Origin of the sequence: Actinomadura livida (genome assembly GCF_014648675.1) — a bacterium.
Taxonomy (GTDB): Bacteria; Actinomycetota; Actinomycetes; order Streptosporangiales; family Streptosporangiaceae; genus Spirillospora; species Spirillospora livida.
The window spans coordinates 212424-236141 of sequence record NZ_BMRO01000013.1 but is presented as its reverse complement, the minus strand read 5'-3'; the positions used below and the strand labels follow the sequence as shown (position 1 = coordinate 236141).

The following is a 23718-nucleotide window of genomic DNA, read 5'->3' as shown; positions in this document are numbered from 1 at the left end:
AATCAGATTCCAGGATGGCGCCCGCCCCCGGCTCTTCCGATTTCCGGGTCAGAACCGGACGAGGACCGCGGTGGCGTCGTCGTACTGCTTCCCCCGCGGGCCGGTCGCGGACGCCTCGGCCTTCCTGGTCCGCCGGATCAGCTCCCGCGGGCCCTCCTCGTCCAGCAGCCGGAGCAGGTCGTCCCAGCCCATCCGCCCGAACCGCTCCACCAGCCTGGACGCGCCGTCGCTCAGCACCGCCGCCCGCCGCAGCCCGGCCAGCGGCACCTCGCCGGTCAGCCCCTCGTACGCGGCCTCCGGTTTCGTGCTCGCCACCCAGAACCCGCCGGGGCTGTTCCGCAGCTCCCGGACGGACTCCAGGGTGTAGCTCGGCAGGTGGTCGACGCGGTCGTCCCGGAAGACCCGCACCTCGCCGGCGTCCACCACGATCGGCGAATCGGCGAGGACGTACCACTCCACCACCGCGCCGCGCCGGCGCAGCAGCGACACCGTCGCCGAGGGGCTGTCCGGGTTCTGCAGGTCGCAGGTCCCCGCGTGCCCCTCCCCCGTCACCTTGATCGCCTCCGCCACCAGGTCGGGCAGCGGCCGGCCGTCCTCCGGCGCCAGCAGCGCCGCGATCCGCCCGCCGAGCCTGCGCACCAGCCACGCCGGGTCGTGCCGGCACCCGCTGTCCACGCCCGGCGGTGCCGTCGCCCCGTCCAGCAGCACGACCCACCCGGGCCCCGCCGCCACGAAGTCCTCGTTCGGCCGCCCCGGAGTCGCCTCGCTCACATAACTCACCTGCACGGAGGCAGGTCTACCCCCTGGAAAGCCGCGCCGGTGACGGTAGACCAAAACCCGAACCCGGGCCACCGCGGGCCCGGCCGATCCCCTCGTACCAAGCGGTAACACCATGGGCGCGACCCGCATATTCTGCACAGAGCCCCGAACTTGGGTGGTCCGGAGAAGGAATGCCGAGGTCACCGGCCTGGGGGCGGTACACCCGACCGGGATCACAAGGCCGCATGCGGGTGGGGACGCGGCGTCTCGGGCGGCACGGCCGGTTAACGTTGCACCACGACAAACAACCGCGTTGCGGGAGAAGTCGCGGGAAACATGTCCATGCGGCCCCCTTCCCGGCGGACAGCTGTAGATGGGAGAAACAATGAGCGGTGACCCGAGCGGGACAGCCGAGCCACCCATGTCGCACCTGCTGCGCTCACGGCGCGACGCCGTCCTGGGCCGGTGGGTCGAGCTGGTCACCGAGGGGACGCGCGGCCGCATGACCGAGGGCGAGGTGCGCTCGGAACTGACCGAGCTGTACGGCCTGGTGGAAGGGGCGCTCACCGACCCCGGCGGCACCACCGCCGGGGAACTGCGCGCGGCGCTCGCCGACATCTCCCGCAGCCGCGCCCGGCAGGGCTTCAGCCCCACCGAGACCGCCGTCGCCGTGTTCGCGCTCAAGCGGGCCGTCCACGAGAACCTCGACGGGACCGGCGGCGACGCGGCGTACGCCGATTTCATCGATTTCTCCGCCTACATCGACGAGCTCGGGCTGGCGACCTTCGAGACGTACGCCAACGCGCGCGAGCAGGTCATCGCCGACCAGGCCGAGCAGCTGCTGGAGCTGTCCACGCCCGTGGTGAAGCTCTGGGACGGCATCCTCGGCGTCCCGCTGGTCGGCACGCTGGACTCGGCCCGCACCCAGGTGGTGATGGAGACGATGCTCCAGCTGCTCGCCGACACCGGCTCCCGCTACGCCGTGATCGACATCACGGGCGTGCCCGCCGTCGACACCGAGGTCGCGCAGCACCTGCTGAAGACGGTGATGGCGGCCAGGCTGATGGGCGCCGAATGCGTCATCTCCGGCATCCGCCCCCAGATCGCGCACACCATCGCGGCGCTCGGCATCGAGTTCGGCGACATCGTCACCAAGTCCTCCCTCGCCGACGCGCTGGCCTACGCGATGCGCGGCAGCGGCCTGCGCGTCCTTAGCGGAACGGACGCGTGATGCAGCAGATCCCGATCCTCAAGATCGGCCGGTTCCTGCTGGTGTCCATCCAGATCGACCTGCAGGACCAGACCGTCGTCGCGCTCCAGGAGGACCTGGCCGACTCGATCGTCAAGACCGGGGCCCGGGGCGTGATCATCGACATCTCCGCGGTCGACATCGTGGACTCCTACATCGGCCGGATGTTCTCCACCATCGCCGCCATGTCGCGGCTGATGGACGCCGAGACCGTCGTCGTCGGCATGCGTCCCGCCGTGGCGATCACGCTGGTGGAACTCGGGCTGTCCCTCGACGGCGTCCGCACCGCGCTGGACCTGGAGCAGGGCATGCGGCTGCTCGAGTCGTCGCTGGGCGACCGGTGACCATCGAGCCCGCCGGCGAGATGCCCATCTCCGGCAACGACGACGTCGTGCGCGTGCGGCAGCTCGTGCGGACCGCGGCGGCCTCGGCCGGCTTCTCCCTCGTCGACCAGACCAAGATCGTCACCGCGGCCAGCGAGCTGGCGCGCAACACGCTCGTCCACGGCGGGGGCGGCTCGGTGGGCATCGACCAGACGGTCGGCGACCGCGGCAAGCACGGTCTCCGCATCGTCTTCACCGACCGGGGCCCCGGCATCCCCGACCTGGAGCAGGCCCTGGTCGAGGGATGGTCCAGCGGGAACGGGCTCGGGCTCGGGCTGTCCGGCACCCGGCGTCTCGTGGACGAGTTCTCGCTGGAGAGCGAACCCGGCGAGGGCACGACGGTGACGGTGGTCAAGTGGATCCGCTGACGGTCGCCGACTGGACCGTCAGCCCCGCGGCGGACGAGTCGCGCTGGTTCGTCGTCGAGGAGGCCAGCGCGGCCGCCGGGGTGCGGCGCGGCATCACCGTGTTCGCCGAACGGCTCGGTTTCGCCGGGGAGCGGCTCGGCCAGGTCCAGCTCGCGGCCACCGAGGCCGCCACCAACCTCGCCAAGCACGCGGTGCGCGGCGAGATGCTGGTGCGCGTCGTCCGGAACGGGTCCACCGCCGCGCTGGAGATCGCCTGCGTCGACCACGGGCCCGGCATCGCCGACGTGTCCCGCTCCCGCCTCGGCGGCTACTCGACCACCGGGACGCTGGGCCTCGGGCTCGGCTCGATCGAGCGGCTGGCCGACCGCAGCGGCCTCCACTCCCTCCCCGGGGTCGGCACCACGCTCTACGCCCGGTTCCGGCAGCCGGCGGACGGCCCCCCGGCCGCGCCGGCCCCGGCCGACCCGCCGTTCGCCGGGGTGACCCGCCCGATAGCCGGCGAGACGGAGTGCGGCGACGCCTACGCCGCGCTGGCGACCCGCGACGGGGCGGTGTACGCGATGCTCTGCGACGGCCTCGGGCACGGGCCGCTGGCGGCGCGCGCGGCGCAGGAGGCCGTCGACGTGATGCGGGAGACCGCACTGCCGGCGCGCCCCGCCGAGATCCTCGAACGGATCCACCGGCGGCTGCGCCCCACCCGCGGCGGCGCCGTCGCCGTCGCGCTGATCGTCCCGGAGCGGAGACGGGTACGTTATGCGGGAGTCGGGAACATCTCCGGGTGGATCGTCCACCCGGACCGCCGCACCGGGATGATCTCGGTTCCGGGGATCGCCGGTTCGCATGCCCGCGTCCGGGAACAGGTCTATGATCTGCCGCCCGGGGCCGCGGTCGTGCTGCATTCCGACGGCCTGACCGACCGGTGGGATCCCGCCGCCCGGCCCGGGCTGTTCGACCGCGAGCCCCTGCTGATCGCGGCGACCCTGCTGCGAGACGCCGGTTCCAGGCACGACGACCGCTCGGTGCTCGCGGTGACGTCGCCAGGAAGGGGGTGACCGCGTGGCGGACGAACTCATGCGGCTGCAGCTCGCCGATGAGGAGGGCGTCTTCGCCGTCCGGCAGGCCGGCCGGCACGTCGCCGCCGCCCTGCACTGCCCCCACCACGACCAGGTCCGCGTCGCCACCGCCCTGAGCGAACTCGGCCGTGAGCTGTACTCCAGCTACGGCCGGGTCACGGTCGCCTTCCAGCTCGACCGGAACCCGGAGGGGAACCCCGGCCTGGTGATCGAGCTCGTCTTCGACGCCCGGCCGGACGTGGTGATCCCCGGGGAGGGCGTCACCGCCGCCGCGCGCCTGATGGACCTCGTCGAGGAGGACGGCGCGGGCGGGCTCAGCCTCGTCCGGACCCGCAAGAACCTCCCGACCGGCACCCGCATCACCGACGGCGAACTCGACGAACTGCGCCTCCGGCTGCGGCAGATGCACCCCGTCTCCGCGCTGGAGGAACTGCGTACCCAGAACACTGAGCTGATCGAGTCACTGGAGGAGTCCCAGCACAGGCGCGAGGAACTCCAGGAGCTCAACGCCGAACTGGAGAAGACCAACCAGGGGGTCATGGCCCTCTACGCCGAACTCTCCGAAGAGCTGGAGAAGACCAACCAGGGCGTCGTGGCGCTGTACGCGGAGCTGGACGAGAAGACCGACCAGCTCCGCGAGGCCGTCGAGACGAAGAACCGCTTCTGGGCCGCCATCAGCCACGAGCTCCGCACCCCCATCAACGGCATCGTCGGCCTCGCGCGCCTGCTGCTCGACCCCCAGAACGGCTCTCTCGACGAGGAGCAGAAGCAGCAGGTATCACTGGTCGTCGACACCGGGGTGGCACTGCTCGGGATGGTGGACGAGCTGCTGGACATGGCCAAGGCCGAGCAGGGCCGGCTGGAGCCGCGCCTCGGCCTGACGGACACGCACTCCATGCTGGGCCAGCTGACCGCGCTGCTGGTGCCCATCGCCAAGAGCAAGAGCCTGACCCTGACCGTGGACGCCGCCGACGCCCCGTCCGTCCTGGTGACCGACGAGGTGATGCTGACTCGCGTGCTGCGCAACCTGCTCGGCAACGCGCTGAAGTTCACCGACGCGGGAGAGGTGCGGCTGACCGTCCGGCCCGCCCCGGACCACGTGGTGTTCGTCGTCTCCGACACCGGCCGGGGCATCGCGCCCGCCGACCACGAACGGGTCTTCGAGGAGTTCTACCAGGTCCCCGGCGTCAGTGCGGCGGGCACTGGGCTGGGCCTGCCCTACGCCCGGAGGCTCGTGACGCTGCTCGGCGGCGACCTGTCCCTGGAAAGCGCCCTCGGTGCGGGGACGACCGTGACGGTCCGGCTGCCCACGGACCAGCCGCTCGCCGACCTCGGCCTCCGGCACGTCCTCGTCGTCCACGGCGAGGACGCGTCGCGCCGCGCCCTCCGCGGTCTCGTCGAGGGCGGGGCAGGCCGGGTGAGCGAGGCCCCGGACGCCGCCACCGCGCTGAACCTCGCCGCGTCCGACGCACCGGACCTCGTCCTGCTCGGCTCCGGCGAAGACCTCACCGCCCTGCCGCCCGACGCGATGGTGGTGGCGGTCACCGAAGGCACGGTGTCCGGCCAGCCACCGCCCAGGGCCGACGCCACGCTGAGCAGGGACCACATCGATCCGGTCATGCTGGCGGAAACGGTGCGGCAGGTCAGGGAACGGCGAACGCAGGGGGACCGATGACGGACGTGGAGCACTGCACCGCGCTGGTCGTCGACGACGACAACACCAAGCGGTACATCATCGGCAGCTGGCTGCAGCGCGCGGGCCACTCGGTCGTGTACGCGACGAACGGCGCCGAGACCTTCCAGCGCCTCGCCGAGCACGACGTGAACCTGGTCGTCCTGGACGTCAAGCTGCCCGACATGAGCGGCGTCGAGGTCTGCGCGCGGATCAAGGCGGAGCCGGAGACCGCGTCCATGCCGGTCATCCACATCTCCGCGTGGGCGGTGGACGTCACCGACCGCACCCACGGCCTCCAGCGCGGCGCCGACGCCTACCTGACCGACCCCATCGACCCGGACGAGTTCATCGCGACGGTCGAGGCCGTCATGCGCTACTACCGCGCCCGGATCCGCGCCGAACGCATGGCCGGCCAGCTCTCCGCGTTCACCCGCACCTCCCTGGCGATCAACGCCGCGGAGACCTTCGAGCAGCTGACCACGGTGGCCGCCCGCGGCGCCTACGACATCTTCGCCGAGCCCGCCTCGGTGCTCGTCCTGGCCCCGGACGGCCGCCCCCGCCGGGCGGTCAGCCTGGACGGCGAACCCGAGCAGCGCTCCAGCCCGCTCGGCGTGTTCGACCAGCTGGCCGGCCTGATGGACCTCGGCGACGTGCCCGACACCACGGTCACCCTCGTCTCCGCGCACGAGTGGAAGTCGGTCCTGCCCGACGCGGTCGCCCACGGCGACGTCGCCGTCGTGATGTCCCGTTCGAAGCGCGGCCGCCCCCCGATCTGCATCGGCATCGAGGCCCGCGGCGAGCCCGACGAGGTCGACCTCAACATCCTCCGCCAGCTCGGCCAGGCTCTGGCCCTGGCGATGGAGGCCCTGCGGTCCTTCGCCGAGCAGCACTTCATCTCCCTGACCCTGCAGCGCAGCCTGCTGCCGTCGGAGCACCCGTCCGTCCCCGGCTGGACGTTCTCCGTCCGCTACGAACCGGCCAGCGACCAGGCGGAGGTGGGCGGCGACTTCTACGAGGTCATCGACCGCGGCGACCACACGCTCGTCGCCATCGGCGACGTCCAGGGCCACTCCCTGCACGCCGCGACGGTCATGGCCGAGATCCGCCACGCCCTGCGCGCCTTCGCCGAGGAGGGCCACGACGCCGTCACCATCCTGAAACTCCTGAACGCCGTCATGCTCCGCTACCACGACGACCAGACCGTCACGATGTGCCTGATGACCCTCAACATCCACACCGGCGCCTTGCAGGTAGCCAACGCCGGCCACCTCCCTCCGCTCTACCTGACCGACGGCGAGGCCCGCTACGGCAAGGGCGGCGGAGTCCTCCTGGGCTTCCCCGCCGACGGCGTGGCCATCGAGGAGACCGAGGTCCCCCCGGGCGGCACCGTGGTCCTCATCACCGACGGCCTGATCGAAGACCGCGGCATCCCCCTGAGCACCAACCTGGAACGCCTGCGCACCATAGCCACCCCGGTCGACGACGACCTGGAACGTTTCAGCGACCGCCTACTAGCAGAGTTCGGCCACCGAGAAGACGACGTAGCCCTAGTAGCCCTCCGCCGCACCCGCTAACCGACGAGAACGGCCCCTGACCGCGAAAACCCGGGTCAGGGGCCGTTCTGTGTGATGTGGCGGGTGCAGGGTTCGAACCTGCGTAGGCTAAGCCGACGGATTTACAGTCCGCTCCCATTGGCCACTCGGGCAACCCGCCTGGGCGTCGCTTGCGCGGCGGCACTGGAAAGAATAGCGGACGGTGGGAGTGGGTGTGACATCGGGGCGCGGGCTTGATCGCTAAGCTCGGTGGACCGCGAAAGTTGCTGCTGAGGGGATGTGTGCGCGATGGCGGACAGCTCTTTTGACGTCGTGAGCAAGCTCGACCGGCAGGAGGTCGACAACGCGTTGAACCAGGCCGCCAAGGAGGTGGCCAACCGGTTCGACTTCCGGAACGTGGACGCGGGGATCAAGTGGTCGGGCGAGTCGATCGAGATTCAGGCGAACACGGAGGAGCGGGCCAACGCCGTGCTCGACGTGCTGAAGGACAAGCTGGTGAAGCGGGGGATCTCGCTGAAGGCGATCGACCCCGGGGAGCCGAAGCTGTCCGGGAAGCTGTACCGGCTGGGCGTGGGGTTGAAGGAGGGCATCGCGCAGGACGACGCGAAGAAGATCAGCAAGATCATCCGGGATGAGGGGCCGAAGGGGATCAAGGCCCAGATCCAGGGGGACGAGCTGCGGGTCAGCTCGAAGAAGAAGGACGACCTGCAGGACGTCATCGCGCTGCTCAAGAGCAAGGACCTGGACGTGGCGCTGCAGTTCGTGAACTACCGGTAGTCGAGTGCGCCGGCCCCATCCCCCGCAGAAGGGGCCGGCGCTTTGTTATGACGCGGCCGCGTCCTCGATGGTTCGGTCGAATTCGTGGAGAGTTCGGGCGAGGGCCGTCAGGTCGAGGTCCAAGGCGCGGGCCAGGGACGCGACGGTGAAGAACGCCGGCGCCGCGATGGCGCCGCGTTCGATCTTGCGGAGCGTGTCGAGGGAGATGCCGGCCTCCTGGGCGACGGAGGCGGCGCTGCGGGGGCCGCGGGCGGCGCGGAGCACCTGGCCCAGGGCGCGGCCTCGGTCGCGCTGCTCTTCGGTGAGCGGGGTTCGAACCATGCGAGCATTGTAATACTGGTATTAGTATCTTCGCATGGTGAACTACCGAACTCCGCGGGAGTGGGAGCGCATGCGGGAGGCGGGACGGGTCGTGGCCCGGATCCTGCGGGACGTGCGGGCGGCGGCCGAGCCCGGTGTGCCGCTCGCCGAGTTGGACGCGGTGGCCGCGCGGACGCTCAAGGAGCATCAGGCCACATCGCCGTTCCTGCACTACAAGCCGAGCTGGGCTCCGATGCCGTATCCGGCGAACATCTGCGTCTCGGTCAACGACGTGGTGGTGCACGGGATACCGGCGGGCGGGGTGCTCAGGGACGGTGACCTCGTGACGGTCGACGCCGGCGCGACGGTCGGGGGCTACTGCGGGGACGCGGCGGTGTCGTTCATGGTGGGGACGTCCGACGAGGGCGGCACGCGGCTCATCGAGACGACGCGGCTCGCCCTGGAGCGGGCCATCGCGGCGGCCGTGCCCGGGAACCGGATGGGGGACGTCGCGGCGGCGATCGAGGGCACGGCCCGCGAGGCGGGGTACGGGATCGCGGACGGGTCCGGCGGGCACGGCATCGGGACGGAGATGCACGAGGATCCGCCGGTGCCGAACAAGGGGCGGCCCGGGCGCGGGATGAGGCTCAGGGAAGGTCTCACGATCGCCATCGAGCCGCTGGTCACCGAAAGCGGGCGTGACGGGACCCGCATTCTCCCGGACGGGTGGTCGGTCGCAACGGCCGACGGGAGCCGCGCGGCGCACTTCGAGCACTCGATCGCGGTCACCGCGGGCGGGCCGGTGGTCCTGACGGCGCTCTAGCGGCGGCCGGCCATGCGCTCCAGGCGGGCGATGCGGTCGGCCGTCGGGGGGTGCGTGGAGAAGAGCCTGCCGATCCCGGCGCCGGCGAACGGGTTGGCGATCATCAGGGAGCTGGTGGTGGCGAGTTCGGGGTCCTGCGGCAGCGGCATCGCGCGGGTGCCGGCGTCGATCTTGCGGAGCGCGGAGGCGAGGGCGAGGGGGTCGCCGGTGAGGAGGGCGCCGGCGGCGTCGGCGGCGTACTCGCGGGTGCGGCTGATCGCCATCTGCACGACGGCGGCGGCGACCGGGCCGAGGACGAGCATCAGCAGCGCGCCGAGGAGGCCGGGGCCGTCGTCGTCCTCCGAGCGGCCGAACGGGATGAAGATCGCCAGGTAGGACAGGTACGTGATGACGGTGGCGATCGCGGCGGCCACGGACGAGAGGAGGATGTCGCGGTTGTAGACGTGCGACAGCTCGTGACCGATAACGGCCCGCAGTTCCCGTTCGTCGAGGATGTGCAGGATGCCGCGGGTGCAGCAGACGGCGGCGTTGCGCGGGTTGCGGCCGGTGGCGAACGCGTTCGGCTGGCGCGTCTCCGAGACGTACAGGCGCGGCATGGGCTGGTGGGCGGAGTTCGCGAGTTCGCGGACGAGCCGGTACAGCCGCGGCGCCTCGACCTCGCTGACCGGGTGGGCGCGCATGGAGCGCAGGGCGATCCGGTCGCTGAAGACGTAGGCGAACCCGTTGGTGCCGAGCGCGACGACCAGCGCGATCGTCAGCCCGGTACCGCCGCCGATGGCCCAGCCGGCGGCGAGCATCAATGCCGACAGCGCGCCGATGAGCGCCGCGGTCTTGACACCGTTGAACTGCACTTCCGTTGCCTCCCCGTCGACTCCGGCCATGAACATCAACGGTTTGACCTGGGTCAACGTTCCCGCCTAAGTGGCGTGGCCGACCGTCTGCAGGACGATCTGGGGCGCCACCGACAGCACGACGGCTCCGGCGGCGGTGGCGGTGATGGCGGCGCGGACGGGCAGTCCCGGCGCGGGGTCGTAGGACGGCCCGGGTGCGGGCGCGAAGAGCTTCGCGGCCCACACCAGGTAGTAGTACAGGCCGATCACCGTGTTGACGGCCATGACGGCGGCCAGCCAGGTGACGCCGCCCGCGACGGTGGCGCGGAACACGACGACCTTCGCGAACAGCCCCATGACGCCCGGCGGCAGCCCGGCGAGGCAGATGAGGAAGAACGCGAGGGCGGCGGCGACGGCGGGGCTGCGGCGGGCGAGGCCACGGAAGTCGTCGAGGGTGTCCCAGGACGGGCTGAGCCGCCCCGCGGTGCGGCGGCGGAAACCGATCACGACGGCGAACGCGCCGAGGTTCATGACGGCGTAGAGGGCGACGTAGGCGGTGGTGGCGGCGACGGCCTCGGGGAGCCGGTTCGTGCCGACCGCGAGGGGCGCGAGCATGTACCCGGACTGGGCGACCGACGACCAGGCCAGCAGCCGGATCGCGGTCCGCTGGCGGAGCGCGAGGAGGTTCCCGAGCGTCATCGTGACGGCGGCGAGGACGGCGATGACCGGCCCCCACACGTGCCCGTACGCGGGGAGTCCGAGGGCCACGACGATCAGGAGCCCGGCGAACCCGGCGGCCTTGGAGACGACGGACAGGAACGCGGCGACGGGCAGCGGGGACCCCTGGTAGACGTCCGGTGCCCAGAAGTGGAACGGGACGGCGGCGACCTTGAACGCGAACCCGGCGAGGACGAGCACCGACCCGGCGGCCGCGACGGCGTCCAGGCCGGACGGGAGGTCCGCGAGGGCGGGGGCGAGGCGGTCGAGGTGCATGGCGCCGGTCGCGCCGTACAGGAGGCTGATCCCGAACAGCATGATCGCGGTGGAGACCACGGAGACGAGGAACAGCTTCAGCGCGGCCTCGGACGCCGTCCCGTCGTAGCGGCGCAGCGCGGTGAGCGCGAACACCGGCAGCGACAGCGTCTCCAGCGCGACGAGGAGGAGGACGAGGTCGCGGGCGGCGACGAGGGTCAGCGCGCCGATGACGGCGGCGAGCAGCAGGAAGTGGTACTCGCCGGCGGGCATCTTCGAGTCGGTGATCTCCTGCAGCGACAGCAGCACGACGACCACGGCGGCGGCCAGAATGATCCCCTGGAACAGGAGCGTGAAGTCGTCGGCGACGTAGGAGCAGGAGGCGGGGCCGTCGCCGCGCAGGCCGTCCGGCAGGCAGAACGTGGCGCGGCGGTCTCCGGCCGCGAGCGCCGCGACGGCGATGAGCGCGGCGGCGAGGGCGCCCCCGCTGAGCAGGGACAGCAGGCGGCGCGGCACCTCGAAGGCGTCGGCGAGCAGCAGCCCGATCGCGGCGATCGCGAGGATCAGCGGCGGCGCGACCGCCGCGTAGTCGATGCTCTGGATCATCAGCCGCCTCCGAGCAGCGCGCGGACGGGTCCGGTGGTCACGTCCAGCAGGGTCTTCGGCCAGAGGCCGACCAGCAGCGTGAGCGCGATCAGCGGCGTCCAGGCGGCGTACTCCTGCAGGGACACCGCCGCGGCGGGCACGCGCGTCTCCCGGCCCCGCCGCACGGCGGCACCGTCGGCGGGTCCGTGGGTGAGCTTGGCGAGCATGCGCAGGAAGTAGGCGGCGGTCAGCAGCGCCCCGAGCGCCGCGACGACCATGAACGTCACGAACGTCTCCCGGGGGAGGTCGGCGTGCGGCCGGTACGCGCCGAGGAGCGCCAGCATCTCGCCCCAGAACCCGGCGAGGCCCGGCAGCCCGAGCGAGGCGACGGACGCGAACGTCAGGATCGACGCGAGCCGCGGGGACGTGCCGAGCATCCCGCCGCCGAGGGCGTCCATGTCGGTGGTGCCCCAGCGGTCCTTGACCGACCCGGCGAGGAAGAACAGCAGGCCGGTGATCAGGCCGTGCGCGATGTTGCCGAACAGCGCCGCGTTGACGCCGACGGGGGTGAGGGTCGCGATGCCGAGCAGCACGAAGCCCATGTGCCCGACGGACGAGAACGCGATCATCCGTTTGAGGTCGCGCTGGGCGAGGCAGGCGAGCGCGCCGTAGACGATGCCGATGACGGCGAGGAGCCCGAGCCACGGCGCCCAGAAGCGGGCCCCCTCGGGCGCGAGCGGCAGCGCGACGCGGACGAGCCCGTAGGTGCCCATCTTCAGCAGGACCCCGGCGAGCAGGACGGACCCGACGGTCGGGGCGGCGGTGTGCGCGTCCGGCAGCCAGGTGTGCAGCGGCCACATCGGCGCCTTGACCGCGAACCCGATGCCCATGAGGGCGAACGCGGTGATCTGGACGCCGCGCGTCAGGCCGGCCCCGTGCCGGGCGGCCAGCTCGGTCATGTCGAGGGTGCCCGCGGTGGCGCCGACGAGCAGCATCCCGGCGAGGAGGAACCCGGAGCCGAGCAGTGTGTAGAGGATGAACTTGTAGGCGGCCTCGCGGCGTCCCGTCCCGCCCCACAGCATGATCACCACGTACATGGGGACCAGGACGGTCTCGAAGAACACGAAGAACAGCACGAGGTCGAGGGCGACGAACGTGCCGAGCATCCCGACTTCGAGGACGAGCAGCATCGCGGTGAGCAGCCGGATCCGGCCGCCCTCCGGCGGGTGGCGCAGCGTGTAGAGGAAGCACAGGAACGTCAGCAGCGCGGTCAGCACGACCAGCGGCAGCGAGATGCCGTCGACGCCGAGGTGGAACCGCAGCCCGATCGCGGACGCCCATTGCCGGTCGACTTCGAGCTGCATCCGGGACGTGGCGCCGAAGTCGAAGGCGGTCAGCGCGGAGATCGCGACGAGCAGCGTCGCGCCGGACACGGCGGTGCCGAAGGCGCGGACGGCGAAGTCGGTGCGCAGGAACCAGTTCGCCGGGAGCAGCATCGCCAGCGCCCCCGCCAGCGGTATCGCCAGCATCAGCACGAAGATCACAGGAGGATCACCACCCCGGCCACGATGACGACGACGCCGGCGAGCAGGCCGGTGAGGTAGGACTGCGCGTTGCCGTTCTGCGGGACGCGGAGCCGTTCGCCGAGGCGGAGCGCGCCGCGCCCGGTGCCGGTGACGGCGGCGTCCACCCGGCTGCGGTCGAGGACGACGACGTACCGCGCCACCGCCCGGACGGGCCGGACGACCGCCGCGTCGTAGAACTCGTCCACGAAGAAGGCCCGCGCGAAAACGGGGCGGGCCGGTCCGAGCGCCCGCGCAGGATCCAGGGCAGGGTCACGGTTCCACAGGAGGAAGGCACCGCCCGCGCCCACCGCGAGCAGCACGATGCTCAGCAGAGCCGGGCCGACATGCGGACGCAGTTCCGCCGCCCCGAGCCCGAAGAAGCCGAGGATCGCGGCGGGGACGGCCAGGGCGGCGACCGTATAAGACATGAACTTCGACGGTTCGCGGATCTCGTACGAACCGCGCGGCTCCCCGAAGAACGTCATCAGCCACGTGCGCGTCGCGTACGCGGCCGTCAGCGCGACGGTCAGCAGCAGCCCGAGATACACCAGCCACGCCACGGCTCCCGCGACCTCGCCGCCGTGGATCGCGGTGTGCTGCGCGGCCTCGATGACGGAGTCCTTGCTGAACCAGCCGCTGAGCGGCGGGACGCCCGCGAGCGCGGCGAGGCCGACCGTCATCGACCAGAACGTGATGGGCATGCCGTGCCGGAGCCCGCCGTAGTGGGCCAGCATGTTCGACCCGGCGACGACGATGACGCACCCGGCGGCGAGGAACAGCAGCGCCTTGAACGCCCCGTGGGTGAGCAGGTGGAAGATCGCCGGGGACTCGCCGCCGACCGCGAGACCGGCGGCCATCACGGCGAGCTGGCTGATCGTCGAGTAGGCCAGCACGCGTTTCAGGTCGTCCTGCGCGAGCGCCGCGCACGCCGCGCCGACCATGGAGACCACCGCGGCGATCCCGAGGACCGCCAGCGCGGCGGGGGCCGCCTCGAACACCGGGAACACCCGGGCGACGACGTAGACGCCGGCCGCGACCATCGTCGCCGCGTGGATGAGGGCGCTGATCGGCGTCGGGCCCGCCATCGCGTCCGGCAGCCAGGTGTGCAGCGGGAACTGGGCGCTCTTGCCCGCGACCCCCGCGAGGAGCAGCAGCGCCGCCGCCGTCACGGTGGAGCCCGGCAGGTCCGCGGCGGTCCGGACGATCTCCCGGATCTCGAACGTGCCCGCGCCGACGCCGAGGACCAGCACGCCGATCAGGAAGCCGACGTCGCCGAGCCGCGTGACGAGGAACGCCTTCACCGCCGCCCGCGAGTTCGCCCGGTCCTCCCAGTGGTGGCCGATGAGGAAGTACGAGCAGATCCCCATGACCTCCCACCCCGCGTACAGGACGAGGAGGTCACCGGAGTAGACGACCAGCAGCATCGCCGCCGTGAAGAGCGAGACGAAGGCGGCGTAGGAGGAGTAGCGGCGGTCCCCCTCCAGGTAGGCGACCGAGTACACCTGGACGGCGAGCGCGACGCAGCACACCATGAGCGCGACGACGGCGGACAGCCCGTCCACCTGGAGCCCGACCCGGATCGGCACCGAACCGGTCTCGATCACGGTGAGCATCCCGGTGCGCTCGCCGGGGTCGCGCCACACGGTGTAGGCGACGACCGCCGCGAGGACGAGCGACACCGCGATCGGCGCGCACGCGATGAGCGCGGGCCCGTTCCGCACCGGCGCCGCCCGGCCGCCGGAACGGCCGCCGAGGAGCCGGGTCAGGGACGGGCCGAACAGCATCCCGGCGAACGCGGCGAGGAACGGCAGCAGCGCAACCAGCGAGGCCAGCACGATCACGGGCGGGCCTCCTCGGCCGGCGCGGCCCGTCCGGGCTCCGCGGGCTGCTCCCCGTCCTCGTCGGGACCGGCCTCGTCCGGGCCGTCCGCGCGCTCCGACAGCGCGCGGAGCCGGTCGACGTCGACGTTCCGGCGGTTGCGGAACACCAGCAGGACGATCGCCAGCCCCAGCCCGATCTCCGCCGCGGCGATCACGATCGTGAACAGCGTGAGGACCTGGCCGCCGTGCAGCGGGTCCCGCAACCAGATGTCGAACGTGACGAGGTTGAGGTTCACCGCGTTCAGCATCAGCTCGACCGACATCAGGACGAGGATCGCGTTGCGCCGCGCCAGCACCCCGTACACGCCGACGGAGAACAGCAGCGCGGCGACGACCGTCGGGTAGGCGAGATGCATCAGACGCCGTCCTCCCCGCCCGCGTCGCCGCGTTCCGGTTCCCGCTCCTCGGACCGGACGCGGGTCTCCGGCCGCGCGCGGATGTCGGACCGCGACAGCACGATCGCGCCGACGAGCGACGCCAGCAGCAGCACCGACAGGATCTCGAACGGCAGCACCCACGTCCGGAACACGCTCGCGCCGAGCGCCTCGGCGGAACCGCCGCCCGCCTCCAGGGCCATGCGCTCGTCCCCGAACCCCATGACCACGACCGTCACGAGGACGGCGGCGGTGGCGGCGGCGACGGCCGCCGCGGCCCACCGGTTGCCGGAGTCCAGGTCGGCGGACTCCCCGATCGGCGCCCGCGTCAGCATGATGCCGAACAGCAGCAGCACGACGATCGCGCCGACGTAGATGAGCACCTGCACCCAGGCGACGAACTCCGCGGTGAGGACGAGGTAGCCGCCGGCGAGCGCACCGAACGACACGACCAGCCACAGCGCCGCGTGCACCAGCCGCCGCGTCGTCACGACCAGGATGGCCGACCCGACGGCGACGACGCCGAGCAGCGCGAAGACGACCTCCTGGCCGCTCATGCGCCGGTACCGGGGGGCTTGCGGGCCGCGCGGGACGCGGCCTTCTCCGCGGCGCCGACCTCCTTGGGCGGCTCGGCGGCCGGGTCGTGGGCCTGCGGCGGCGGGACCGTCCACATCCACTCCCGCAGCCGCTCCTTCTCGTGCGTCAGCTCCGCGATGTCGTACTCGGCGTACTCGAACTCCGGCGACCAGAACAGCGCGTCGAACGGGCAGACCTCGATGCAGATGCCGCAGTACATGCACAGGGCGAAGTCGATGGCGAACCGGTCGAGGACGTTGCGGGTCCGGGCCCGGCCGCCGCCCTCGGCCGGGAGGGTCTCCTTGTGCGAGTCGATGTAGATGCACCAGTCGGGGCACTCGCGCGCGCACAGCATGCAGACGGTGCAGTTCTCCTCGAAGAGCGCGATGACTCCGCGGCTGCGCGGCGGCAGATCGGGTTGCACTTCCGGGTATTGACGCGTTATGGAACGCCGCGTCATCGTTCGCAACGTGACCGCCAGCCCCTTGGCCAGCCCGCCTCCTGGTAGCCGTCCCACGCGCCCCATGATTGCGCACGATCGGCGCGGGGGGAACGCGGCGGGCGCCCCATCCGTCCTACAAGGTGTGGACCTCATGGTCAACGGCGTGATCGCGGTCGGGAGGGCATGTGAATCAGCGCGCAGACCGCCCCGATGATCCCGTGCCGCACCACCGTCCGCATGATCCGCGTGCCGACCACGCGCGGGGGCACTTTCCCCCGCATGGCCCGGCGCCGCGGCCGGCCCCCGGCAGGACGTTCGGCCCGCCCGGCTGGCGCCCGCCCTTTCCGGGCCCGCCGGTCCCGCCCGTCCCGCCGCTCGCGCCCGTGCGGCCGCATCCGCCCGCCCCTGGGCCGTCCCAGGAGACCGCGCGCAGCGTCGTCTGGGCGGCCGTGCCGTTCGTCACCCTCGGCTACGGGACGCCGTTCTCGTTCTGCTACGCGGCCGTCCGGCGCAGGTCGTGGAGCCTCGGCGCCGTCGCCGCCGGGTACGGCCTCGGCACGGCCACCGTCCTGACCCTGCTGCAGGTCGGCAACCCGGTCTTCGCCGTCATCGGCACGTTCCTGGCGATCCTGCTGTGGATCGCGGGCACCGGGCACGCGTTCGCCGTCAGGTCGTCGGTCTTCCCCCGCGACATCCCGCGCAACCGGCGCAACCAGCACGCCATCGAGGTCGCCAAGTACCGCCGCTCGCTGCGCGAGGAGGCCCGCGCGCTCGCCGCCGAGGACCCGGCGCTCGCCCGCGAGCTGCGCATCGGCCGGCCCGACGTCCCCCGCACCTACGACGACGGCGGCCTCGTGGACGTCAACCACGCGCCGCCGGAGATCCTCGCCGCGCTGCCCGGCATGACGCCCGAGATGGTGGAGCGCGTCGTCCGCCGCCGCGAGGAGCAGGGCGGCTTCATGTCCGCCGAGGAGATGGCGGTGGACGCCGACCTCCCGCCCGACGCCCTCCCCCAGATGGCCGAGTACACGATCTTCCTGCGGTGAGGGGCGGCGGCTCCCGCCTCAGAGCGCGACCTTGAGGACGCCCGTCAGCGCGAGCTGCGCCAGCGAGAGCGGCACGAGCCACGCCCAGGCGAGCTTCTGGAGCTGGTCCTCGCGCATGCGCGGGTAGCTCACCCGCAGCCAGATGACGCAGAACGCCAGCGCGAACACCTTGAGCAGCGTCCACAGCCAGCCGAGCTCGGTGTCGAGGAACGGCCCCTTCCAGCCGCCGAGGAACAGCACGGTCGTCAGCGCGCAGAGCACCACGATCCCGGCGTACTCCGACAGGATGAACAGCGCGAACCGCAGCCCGCCGTACTCGGTGTACGGGCCGAAGATGATCTCGGAGTCGGCGACCGGCATGTCGAACGGCGGGCGGCGCAGCTCGGCGAGGCCCGCGACGAAGAACACGACGCCGCCGACCGCCTGCCACGGCAGCCACCACCAGCGCCACTCGTCCACGATGCCGGTCAGCGACAGCGTGCCCGCGGCCATCGCCACCGACGACGCCGCGAACACCATCGGCAGCTCGTAGGACATCAGCTGGGCCGCGACGCGCATCCCGCCGAGCAGCGAGTACTTGTTCGCGCTCGCCCAGCCCGCCATGATCGCGCCGATCACGCCGACGCCCATCACGGCGAGCGCGAAGAAGACCCCGGGCCCGAGGTCGAGCGCGACCTGCCCGTCCGGGCCGACCGGGATCACCAGCAGGACGAGCAGGTACGGGACGAGCGCGACGCCCGGCGCGAGCTTGAACACCCAGCGGTCGGCGTCGCGCGGGACCACGTCCTCCTTCTGCGCGAACTTCACCCCGTCGGCGACGAGCTGCGCCCAGCCGTGGAAGGCGCCCGCGTACATGGGGCCGAGACGGCCCTGCATGTGCGCCATGACCTTGTGCTCCGCCTGTCCCACCAGGAGCGGGAGGAACGCGAACGCGGCGGCCACCAGGGCCAGCTTGACGACGATCTCAAGCATCGGGCCCCCAGTCGTCCGGCACTCCGGGCGGTCGGACGCGGCGGCGGCTGGGCGCGCCGTGGCCGGACTCGCCCGGTTCCTTGGCGCCCGGCCACGCCTTCGCGACGCGGGAGGCGAGCACGAAGTCCTTGCGCAGCGGATGCCCCTCGAAGCCGTCCGGGAGGAGCAGCGGCACCAGGTTCGGGTGGCCCTCGAAGAGGATGCCGAACATCTCCGCGGTCTCGCGCTCGTGCCACTCGGCGCCGCGGTAGACGCCCGTGGCGGTCGCCAGCACCGGCGCCCGCCGCGGGACGCGGGTGCGGACGAGCAGATGGTGGCGGTGTTCGAGCGAGTACACGTGGACGACGACGGCGAAGCCCTCGTCCAGCTCGTCGACCCCGGTCAGCCAGTCGAAGAACCCGCAGGACAGCTCGTCGCGGGCGAACGTCAGGGCGTCCACCCAGTACTCCGGCGGCACCCCGACGGCGAGGCCGCCGAACGTCTCCTCGGTGCTGATCTCGTCGCCGAAGCGGCCGGTCCAGGCGCCGGTCAGGTCGGGGCCGCCGGCCGGTTCCCCGGTCACCGGTCGCGTCCGATCTGGTCGTCGTGCCCGTCGTCGGCCAGGCCGGGGATGATCGACGGGTCGTGCTCGGACCTGTCGCGGGCACGCCGGCCGGGCCGCGCGTTCCCCTCCGCCGGGGGCTGCTCGTCGACCACGGGGACGGGGCGCGTCTCGTCGTCCGGGTGGGCGCTCTCCGCGGGCTCGTCCTCGATGGCCGGAACGGGCAGCGTCTCATCGGCCGGGCCCGGCGGCTCCTCGACCACGGGGACCGGACGCGTCTCGTCCTCGTCCGGGCGGACCGGCGGTTCGTCGCTCGCCTCGGGCTGGGCGGCGGGTTCCGGCGCGTCACCGAGGTGCTGGACGGGCATGGTCGCGTCCTCCGGCCCCGCACCGGCCTGCCCGGTCTCGTCCGCCATGACGTTCCAGTGCCCGAACGTCTCCTCCTCGTCCAGGTCGGCGGGGGGCGGCGGCTGGAGGGGGCGGCGCAGGACCGTCGCCTCCAGCGGGCGCGGCGGGGGCGGCGGCGACATCGGCTCGCCGCCGCTGTAGCGGTCGCCGAGCGACTCGCCCGCGATCTTCTCCTGGAGGTGGACGATGCCGTGCAGCAGCGCCTCGGGACGGGGCGGGCAGCCCGGGACGTACACGTCGACCGGGACGATCTGGTCCACGCCCTTGGTCACGCAGTACGAGTCCCAGTACGGCCCGCCGCAGTTGGAGCAGGCGCCGAACGAGATGACGTACTTCGGCTCGGGCATCTGCTCGTACAGGCGGCGCACCGCGGGAGCCATCTTGTCGCTGACCGTGCCGGAGACGACCATGAGGTCGGCCTGCCGGGGACCGGGCGCGAACGGGATGACGCCGAGCCGGATGAAGTCGTGGCGGGCCATGGACGTCGCGATGAACTCGATGGCGCAGCAGGCCAGGCCGAAGTTGAAGACCCACAGCGAGTAGCGGCGGCCCCAGTTGAGCACGAACTTGATCGGCTTCGGCGCCAGCCGCGACAGCGGCCCGACGCTCGGCGGCGGTAGATCGACAGTGCCCACGGGAGCATTGTTACAGTCCTGCGGGATCCGGTTACAGGGCCGGAGCCGGGATCGTCCCCGGTTCGGCCCCGGGACCGCCGGTTCAGACCCAGGAGAGGACGCCCTTCTTCGCCGCGTACGCGAGCCCGGTGGCGAGGAATCCCAGGAAGACGAACATTTCTCCGAGCGTCGTCGCACCGTAACCGGGCTCGGAGAAGATCGTTGCCCAAGGGAAGAGGAACACCGCGTCTACGGCGAACACGACATACAGGTAGGCGAAGACGTAGTAGCGGACGTACGAATGCGCCCAGCCCTCTCCGACGGGGTCGACGCCGCACTCGTAGGTCGTCAGCTTCTCCGCCGTGGGGCGGTTCGGACGCAGCGCGCGGTTCGCGCCGAGCCCGCCGGCGACGATCCCGGCGCCCACGAGGAGCAGTACGACCACGACGACATATGTGTCGAAATAGTTATGCACCAAATCCTCCTCGTGTGCGTCTGATCCAGTATCCCCCGAGACAGCGTCACGGGAGTGTGACCTTGTACCTCCGCCCCGGAGGATCACAATGTCATGGTTTTGCTGCACACTAGGTACGCATTGAGGTCAGTTGACCTGGAAGGACGTGACCAGATGAGCAACCCCCCGCCTCCACCGGGATGGGAGTCTCCGGGCGGCGCATCCTGGCCGCCTCCCCCGCCGCCCGCGGGTCCGGGCGGGCCGGGTCCCGGTGGTCCCGGAGCGCCTCCCGGCGGACCGGGCGCGCCACCGCCGCCCCCGCCCGGGGGTTTCGGCGGCTCCGGAACGCCTCCTCCCTTCTTCCCGCCGCCCCCGGGCAGCCCCATGGGCCCGGGCATGCCGCCGCCGAAGCGCGGCGGGGGCGGGGTGGTGATCGCCGCGATCCTCGGCGGCGGCCTCGTCGTGCTGCTGCTCATCGGGGTCATCGTGATCGTCGCGACCGCGAGCGGCGGCAAGTCCCCCGAGGAGAAGCTGACGGCCGCGGCGAGCAACATGTCGGCGGCTGAGGCCGTCGAGCTCGACGGCACCTTCGGCGGTGCCGGGACGCTGCGGGGCGAGCTGAACGTCACCAAGGGCGGCCGCGCGACCGGGCCGGTCACCTGGAACGGCTCCAGGGTCACGTTGCTCGCGGCCGACGGCAAGCTGTTCGTGAAGGCCGACAAGTCGTACTGGGAGCGGGAGATCTCGGGCGACGAGCCGTTCTTCCTCAAGAGCGGCGAGCAGTGGGGCCGCATGGACCACGACGAGCTGAACATCGACTTCAAGTCGCAGCTGTCGCCGACGGCGCTGGCGAGCAGGATCCGCGCGGCGCGGACGTCCAGCGTCAAGCCGATCGAGACCCGCTGGCAGGGCAAGAAGGCCCTGAAGTTCAGCACGTTCTCGTCCACGATCTACATCACCGACGAGGACGACGCCGAGCTGCTGCGGTACGAGGCGACGACCCCGCGCGTCCGCGTGGACGTCACCCCCAAGGGCTCCAGCGAGGCCTCGTCCGTCATCTCCGGCATGCGCACCAGCATGGGCGAGCTGAAGGACTCCTTCAACGCCTCCGCCCAGCCGCGGGTCGCCGAGTGGAAGAAGGGCGGCTGCAACAGCTCGTCCGGCTGCACCGTCGAAGCCAAGATCAACCCGCCGTACGACGCGGAGACGCCCGTCACCATCGACGTGCGCTTCCGCATCACCGCCGGTTCGCTGACCGGCCGGGACCTCGGCAACTGCACCGCGACCATCACCATCACCAGCTCGAGCCCGCAGTGGGCGAGCTGCCGCGTCTCCAGCAGCGCTTGGGCGAGCTGGGCCAGGAGTACCGGCGGCACGTTCTACAAGCACGCCGACTACAAGGTGATCGGCGCCACCTCCGAAGAGGTCCAGGCGCTGCAGAACGGACTCGACAGCGAGTGAGGCGGCAGGTGAGGCGCCCCAGGCGCTGATCCCGCCGCCCCCGGCGGCCCGGCGGCGCTTCCCCCGAACCAGGAGGAAGCGCCGCCGGGCCCCTTTATGCTTCTGGGAACGCCCCATAGGGGTCCGGCGGCCGTTTCCCCGATCGGCGAACGTCCGCGACCCCGTCGGCACCCTCTGGAGGGCACCCGCAGATTCCTTGCTTTGTCCCTGACGGTCGGGCCGAACCCGGCCCCCGAAGTGAGCAGAGTGAGCCCGAGTGAGCCCTGAACAGGACGACCCGTCACCGACGGCCTCCTCCACCCCGTCTCCCGCGGACGCCCCCAGCCCCGGTCCCACCCCGAAACCCGTCCGGCCGGACGTAGTCGTGGCGGGCAGGACCGTTCCACCCACCGGCGCAGGCGCGCCGCCGTCCCCGGACGGCCACGGTCCGACGGAGTCCGGCGCGGGCGCCCACATGCCTCCGAGCGGCCCCGCGCACGCGGGTGGCCCCATGCCTCCGAACGCCCAAGCTCCGATGAGCCCCCCGGCCGGCGCAGGCGCACCCGCTGGTGCGGGCGACGCCGCCTTCCCCGGCGGGCACGGCCCGGGCGGTGCAGGCGGCCCGGTTCCTCCGGGCGGTCCCGCTGCCGGAGTGGTGATGCCCGGTGCGCCTGGACGGCAGAACAGGGGGCGGAAGGGGCAGCTGTTCGTCCTCGTCGGCGTGGCGGGGGTCGTGGTGGTGGCGGGGGCCGTGGCGGCCGTCGCCGTCAGCGGCGGTGAGGAGCCGGCCGAGAAGCGGGCCGAGCCGACCGTGCGGGCCGCTCCTCCGGCGTGGACGGTCCAGGCGGGGCAGCGGCTCACGTCCGGGACGGGGCTGCGCTACGACGGGACGATGACGGTCGGCGGCAGGCCCGTCCAGGCGCACCTGCGGCTGACCCCGTCAGGGCTGGCGACCGGCACGCTGACGGCGGGGCCGGTAACGGCCAACGTCATCGCGATCGGCGGCGACACCTACATCAACGCCGGGCCGGCGTTCTGGCGCGACTACGTCACGGGCGTGGCCAAGACGGAGTACTACGCGGGCCGGTGGTCCAAGGCGCCCAAGTCGATGCCCGGTTTCAACGTGCCGGGCGTCCTGGGGCCGGAGTCCATCGCGCGGAGGCTGGCCCAGGCCCCGGCGAAGCCGCCCACGGAGACCGTGAACGGCGTCCCTGCGTACGTGGTGAAGGCGCAGGGGGCGGAGTACCTGATGGCCTCGGCGCCTCCGCACCGGCTGCTGTCGGTGCGCGCCGCCGGGCCGAACGCGCCCGTGTTCACCGTCGCGCCCGTGGCGGCCCCGGCGACGGTGTTCGCCGAGCTGCGGCCCCGCGTCGCGAACCTCGGCGGCGCCGCCGACCCCGGGCTGCGCTTCAAGCCGGGGGCGCTGACGTTCGCCAACTGCGACCAGAACACCAACGGCTGCACCGTGAGCGTGCCCGCGACGCTGGCCGAGCCGGCGGGCGCGGTGCCGGACGGCGCGCGGGTGGCGCTGCGGGCGTCGCTCTCGTCGCGCGGCAGGCCGCTCGGATCCTGCATCGCGTCGCAGCCGGTGCCGGCGGACCGCTCGATGACGCTCCGCTGCACCGTCACGAGCAGGCAGTGGCGCACCTGGATGCGGCAGGCCCTGGACAACCCCGGCGCCTACCCGTACGCGGCGACGGCGCACGTGGTCGGGGAGGCCGTGGCGGAGGACGCCGTCGACAAGCTCCTCGCCAAGGTGGACAAGGAGCGCGCCGCGGTGGTGCCCCCGACCCCGGCGGTGCCCGCCGAGCCGGGTCCTTCGGCGGGCCGGTCGGCCGCTCCGGAGGTCGCGACATCGCAGGCTCCGGGAGGGTCATGACGCGCTTGACCAGGGGCGGTGGCCTTCAACGAAATTCGGTCCATCTACACTGCGGGCTGTGAACTCCACGCCGGTGGGGAGCCGTAGCTCCTCGACGAATCCCGCGCGGCTGGTCAGGCGCCTGCACGTCGACCTGTGCCGCCAGCGCAGCAGCCTGTGTTCGGGATGAACTCGGGGACC

The 23718-nt window shown here is 72.3% G+C and carries 24 protein-coding genes and 1 tRNA gene; 11 read left to right on the top strand and 14 right to left on the bottom strand.

From position 1 onward, the window contains the following. Positions 1-48: 48 nt before the first annotated feature. Complete coding sequence (locus IEZ03_RS28765) at positions 49-771, bottom strand: PP2C family serine/threonine-protein phosphatase (protein ID WP_229808646.1); 723 nt, start codon at positions 769-771, stop codon at positions 49-51. Positions 772-1144: 373 nt separating this feature from the next. Here IEZ03_RS28765 and IEZ03_RS28760 point away from each other — a divergent pair, with 373 nt between their 5' ends. The 6 genes from IEZ03_RS28760 to IEZ03_RS28735 are packed head-to-tail and all read left to right on the top strand — an operon-like array spanning position 1145 to position 7081. Next, complete coding sequence (locus IEZ03_RS28760; protein WP_229808645.1) at positions 1145-1990, top strand: STAS domain-containing protein; 846 nt, start codon at positions 1145-1147, stop codon at positions 1988-1990. Continuing rightward, a complete protein-coding gene (locus IEZ03_RS28755) occupies positions 1990-2352 on the top strand; it encodes an STAS domain-containing protein (RefSeq protein WP_184889227.1) in 363 nt (120 codons plus the stop codon). The genes IEZ03_RS28760 and IEZ03_RS28755 overlap by 1 nt, the downstream gene beginning before the upstream one ends. Then, entirely contained in the window at positions 2349-2759 is a 411-nt protein-coding gene (locus IEZ03_RS28750; RefSeq protein ID WP_308428003.1) for an anti-sigma regulatory factor, read from the top strand. The genes IEZ03_RS28755 and IEZ03_RS28750 overlap by 4 nt, the downstream gene beginning before the upstream one ends. Continuing rightward, on the top strand, positions 2747-3811 hold the full coding sequence (locus tag IEZ03_RS28745) for an ATP-binding SpoIIE family protein phosphatase (RefSeq protein WP_184889229.1): 1065 nt from the start codon (positions 2747-2749) through the stop codon (positions 3809-3811). The genes IEZ03_RS28750 and IEZ03_RS28745 overlap by 13 nt, the downstream gene beginning before the upstream one ends. A gap of 4 nt (positions 3812-3815) precedes the next feature. Then, the gene (locus IEZ03_RS28740) at positions 3816-5507 is read left to right on the top strand and encodes an ATP-binding protein (protein ID WP_184889231.1); all 1692 of its coding nucleotides are present in this window, start codon (positions 3816-3818) and stop codon (positions 5505-5507) included. After that, on the top strand, positions 5504-7081 hold the full coding sequence (locus IEZ03_RS28735) for a fused response regulator/phosphatase (RefSeq protein ID WP_184889233.1): 1578 nt from the start codon (positions 5504-5506) through the stop codon (positions 7079-7081). The genes IEZ03_RS28740 and IEZ03_RS28735 overlap by 4 nt, the downstream gene beginning before the upstream one ends. Positions 7082-7138: 57 nt before the next feature. On the opposite strand, the gene IEZ03_RS28730 is transcribed toward IEZ03_RS28735, so the two are convergent. Continuing rightward, positions 7139-7220: transfer RNA gene (locus IEZ03_RS28730), tRNA-Tyr, on the bottom strand. Between the two features lie 128 nt (positions 7221-7348). On the opposite strand from IEZ03_RS28730, the gene IEZ03_RS28725 reads away from it, so the two are divergent. Next, complete coding sequence (locus tag IEZ03_RS28725) at positions 7349-7837, top strand: YajQ family cyclic di-GMP-binding protein (RefSeq protein WP_184889235.1); 489 nt, start codon at positions 7349-7351, stop codon at positions 7835-7837. 45 nt (positions 7838-7882) lie between these two features. Here IEZ03_RS28725 and IEZ03_RS28720 read toward each other — a convergent pair whose 3' ends face one another. Next, positions 7883-8158 (bottom strand): helix-turn-helix domain-containing protein, encoded by a 276-nt coding sequence (locus tag IEZ03_RS28720; RefSeq protein WP_184889237.1) that lies wholly within the window; start codon positions 8156-8158, stop codon positions 7883-7885. A gap of 34 nt (positions 8159-8192) precedes the next feature. Between IEZ03_RS28720 and map the strand changes: the two genes are divergently transcribed. After that, entirely contained in the window at positions 8193-8960 is a 768-nt protein-coding gene (map, locus tag IEZ03_RS28715) for a type I methionyl aminopeptidase (RefSeq protein ID WP_184889239.1), read from the top strand. Here map and htpX read toward each other — a convergent pair. From htpX to IEZ03_RS28680, 7 genes are all read right to left on the bottom strand, one after another. Further along, complete coding sequence (htpX, locus tag IEZ03_RS28710; protein ID WP_229808644.1) at positions 8957-9811, bottom strand: zinc metalloprotease HtpX; 855 nt, start codon at positions 9809-9811, stop codon at positions 8957-8959. The genes map and htpX overlap by 4 nt on opposite strands. A 66-nt stretch (positions 9812-9877) precedes the next feature. Next, complete coding sequence (locus tag IEZ03_RS28705; protein ID WP_184889243.1) at positions 9878-11368, bottom strand: NADH-quinone oxidoreductase subunit N; 1491 nt, start codon at positions 11366-11368, stop codon at positions 9878-9880. After that, on the bottom strand, positions 11368-12891 hold the full coding sequence (locus IEZ03_RS28700) for a complex I subunit 4 family protein (RefSeq protein ID WP_308428002.1): 1524 nt from the start codon (positions 12889-12891) through the stop codon (positions 11368-11370). The genes IEZ03_RS28705 and IEZ03_RS28700 overlap by 1 nt, the downstream gene beginning before the upstream one ends. Then, positions 12888-14753, bottom strand: a complete 1866-nt coding sequence (locus tag IEZ03_RS28695; protein WP_184889245.1) for an NADH-quinone oxidoreductase subunit 5 family protein — start codon at positions 14751-14753, stop codon at positions 12888-12890. Before IEZ03_RS28695 ends, IEZ03_RS28700 begins: the two co-directional genes overlap by 4 nt. After that, the gene (gene nuoK, locus IEZ03_RS28690; protein ID WP_184889247.1) at positions 14750-15148 is read right to left on the bottom strand and encodes an NADH-quinone oxidoreductase subunit NuoK; all 399 of its coding nucleotides are present in this window, start codon (positions 15146-15148) and stop codon (positions 14750-14752) included. Before nuoK ends, IEZ03_RS28695 begins: the two co-directional genes overlap by 4 nt. Beyond that, positions 15148-15723 (bottom strand): NADH-quinone oxidoreductase subunit J family protein, encoded by a 576-nt coding sequence (locus tag IEZ03_RS28685; RefSeq protein ID WP_184889249.1) that lies wholly within the window; start codon positions 15721-15723, stop codon positions 15148-15150. Before IEZ03_RS28685 ends, nuoK begins: the two co-directional genes overlap by 1 nt. Then, positions 15720-16166 (bottom strand): 4Fe-4S binding protein, encoded by a 447-nt coding sequence (locus tag IEZ03_RS28680; protein ID WP_229808643.1) that lies wholly within the window; start codon positions 16164-16166, stop codon positions 15720-15722. The genes IEZ03_RS28685 and IEZ03_RS28680 overlap by 4 nt, the downstream gene beginning before the upstream one ends. A gap of 401 nt (positions 16167-16567) precedes the next feature. Here IEZ03_RS28680 and IEZ03_RS28675 point away from each other — a divergent pair, with 401 nt between their 5' ends. After that, the gene (locus IEZ03_RS28675) at positions 16568-17230 is read left to right on the top strand and encodes a helix-hairpin-helix domain-containing protein (RefSeq protein WP_184890955.1); all 663 of its coding nucleotides are present in this window, start codon (positions 16568-16570) and stop codon (positions 17228-17230) included. An 18-nt stretch (positions 17231-17248) separates the two neighbouring features. On the opposite strand, the gene IEZ03_RS28670 is transcribed toward IEZ03_RS28675, so the two are convergent. From IEZ03_RS28670 to IEZ03_RS28655, 4 genes are all read right to left on the bottom strand, one after another. After that, positions 17249-18202 carry a complex I subunit 1/NuoH family protein gene (locus IEZ03_RS28670; RefSeq protein WP_132051204.1) on the bottom strand — a complete coding sequence of 318 codons (954 nt, stop codon included), beginning with the start codon at positions 18200-18202 and terminating at the stop codon, positions 17249-17251. After that, positions 18195-18764 carry an NADH-quinone oxidoreductase subunit C gene (locus tag IEZ03_RS28665; RefSeq protein WP_229808642.1) on the bottom strand — a complete coding sequence of 190 codons (570 nt, stop codon included), beginning with the start codon at positions 18762-18764 and terminating at the stop codon, positions 18195-18197. Before IEZ03_RS28665 ends, IEZ03_RS28670 begins: the two co-directional genes overlap by 8 nt. Further along, the gene (gene nuoB / locus IEZ03_RS38970; protein ID WP_308428001.1) at positions 18761-19786 is read right to left on the bottom strand and encodes an NADH-quinone oxidoreductase subunit NuoB; all 1026 of its coding nucleotides are present in this window, start codon (positions 19784-19786) and stop codon (positions 18761-18763) included. Before nuoB ends, IEZ03_RS28665 begins: the two co-directional genes overlap by 4 nt. Before the next feature lie 82 nt (positions 19787-19868). Beyond that, a complete protein-coding gene (locus IEZ03_RS28655; protein WP_132051206.1) occupies positions 19869-20240 on the bottom strand; it encodes an NADH-quinone oxidoreductase subunit A in 372 nt (123 codons plus the stop codon). A 375-nt stretch (positions 20241-20615) separates the two neighbouring features. On the opposite strand from IEZ03_RS28655, the gene IEZ03_RS28650 reads away from it, so the two are divergent. Together IEZ03_RS28650 and IEZ03_RS28645 are read left to right on the top strand one after the other, a co-directional pair. Continuing rightward, positions 20616-21680, top strand: a complete 1065-nt coding sequence (locus tag IEZ03_RS28650) for a hypothetical protein (RefSeq protein WP_184889253.1) — start codon at positions 20616-20618, stop codon at positions 21678-21680. A 637-nt stretch (positions 21681-22317) separates the two neighbouring features. Beyond that, entirely contained in the window at positions 22318-23538 is a 1221-nt protein-coding gene (locus tag IEZ03_RS28645; protein WP_184889255.1) for a LolA-like protein, read from the top strand. Positions 23539-23718: the final 180 nt, after the last annotated feature.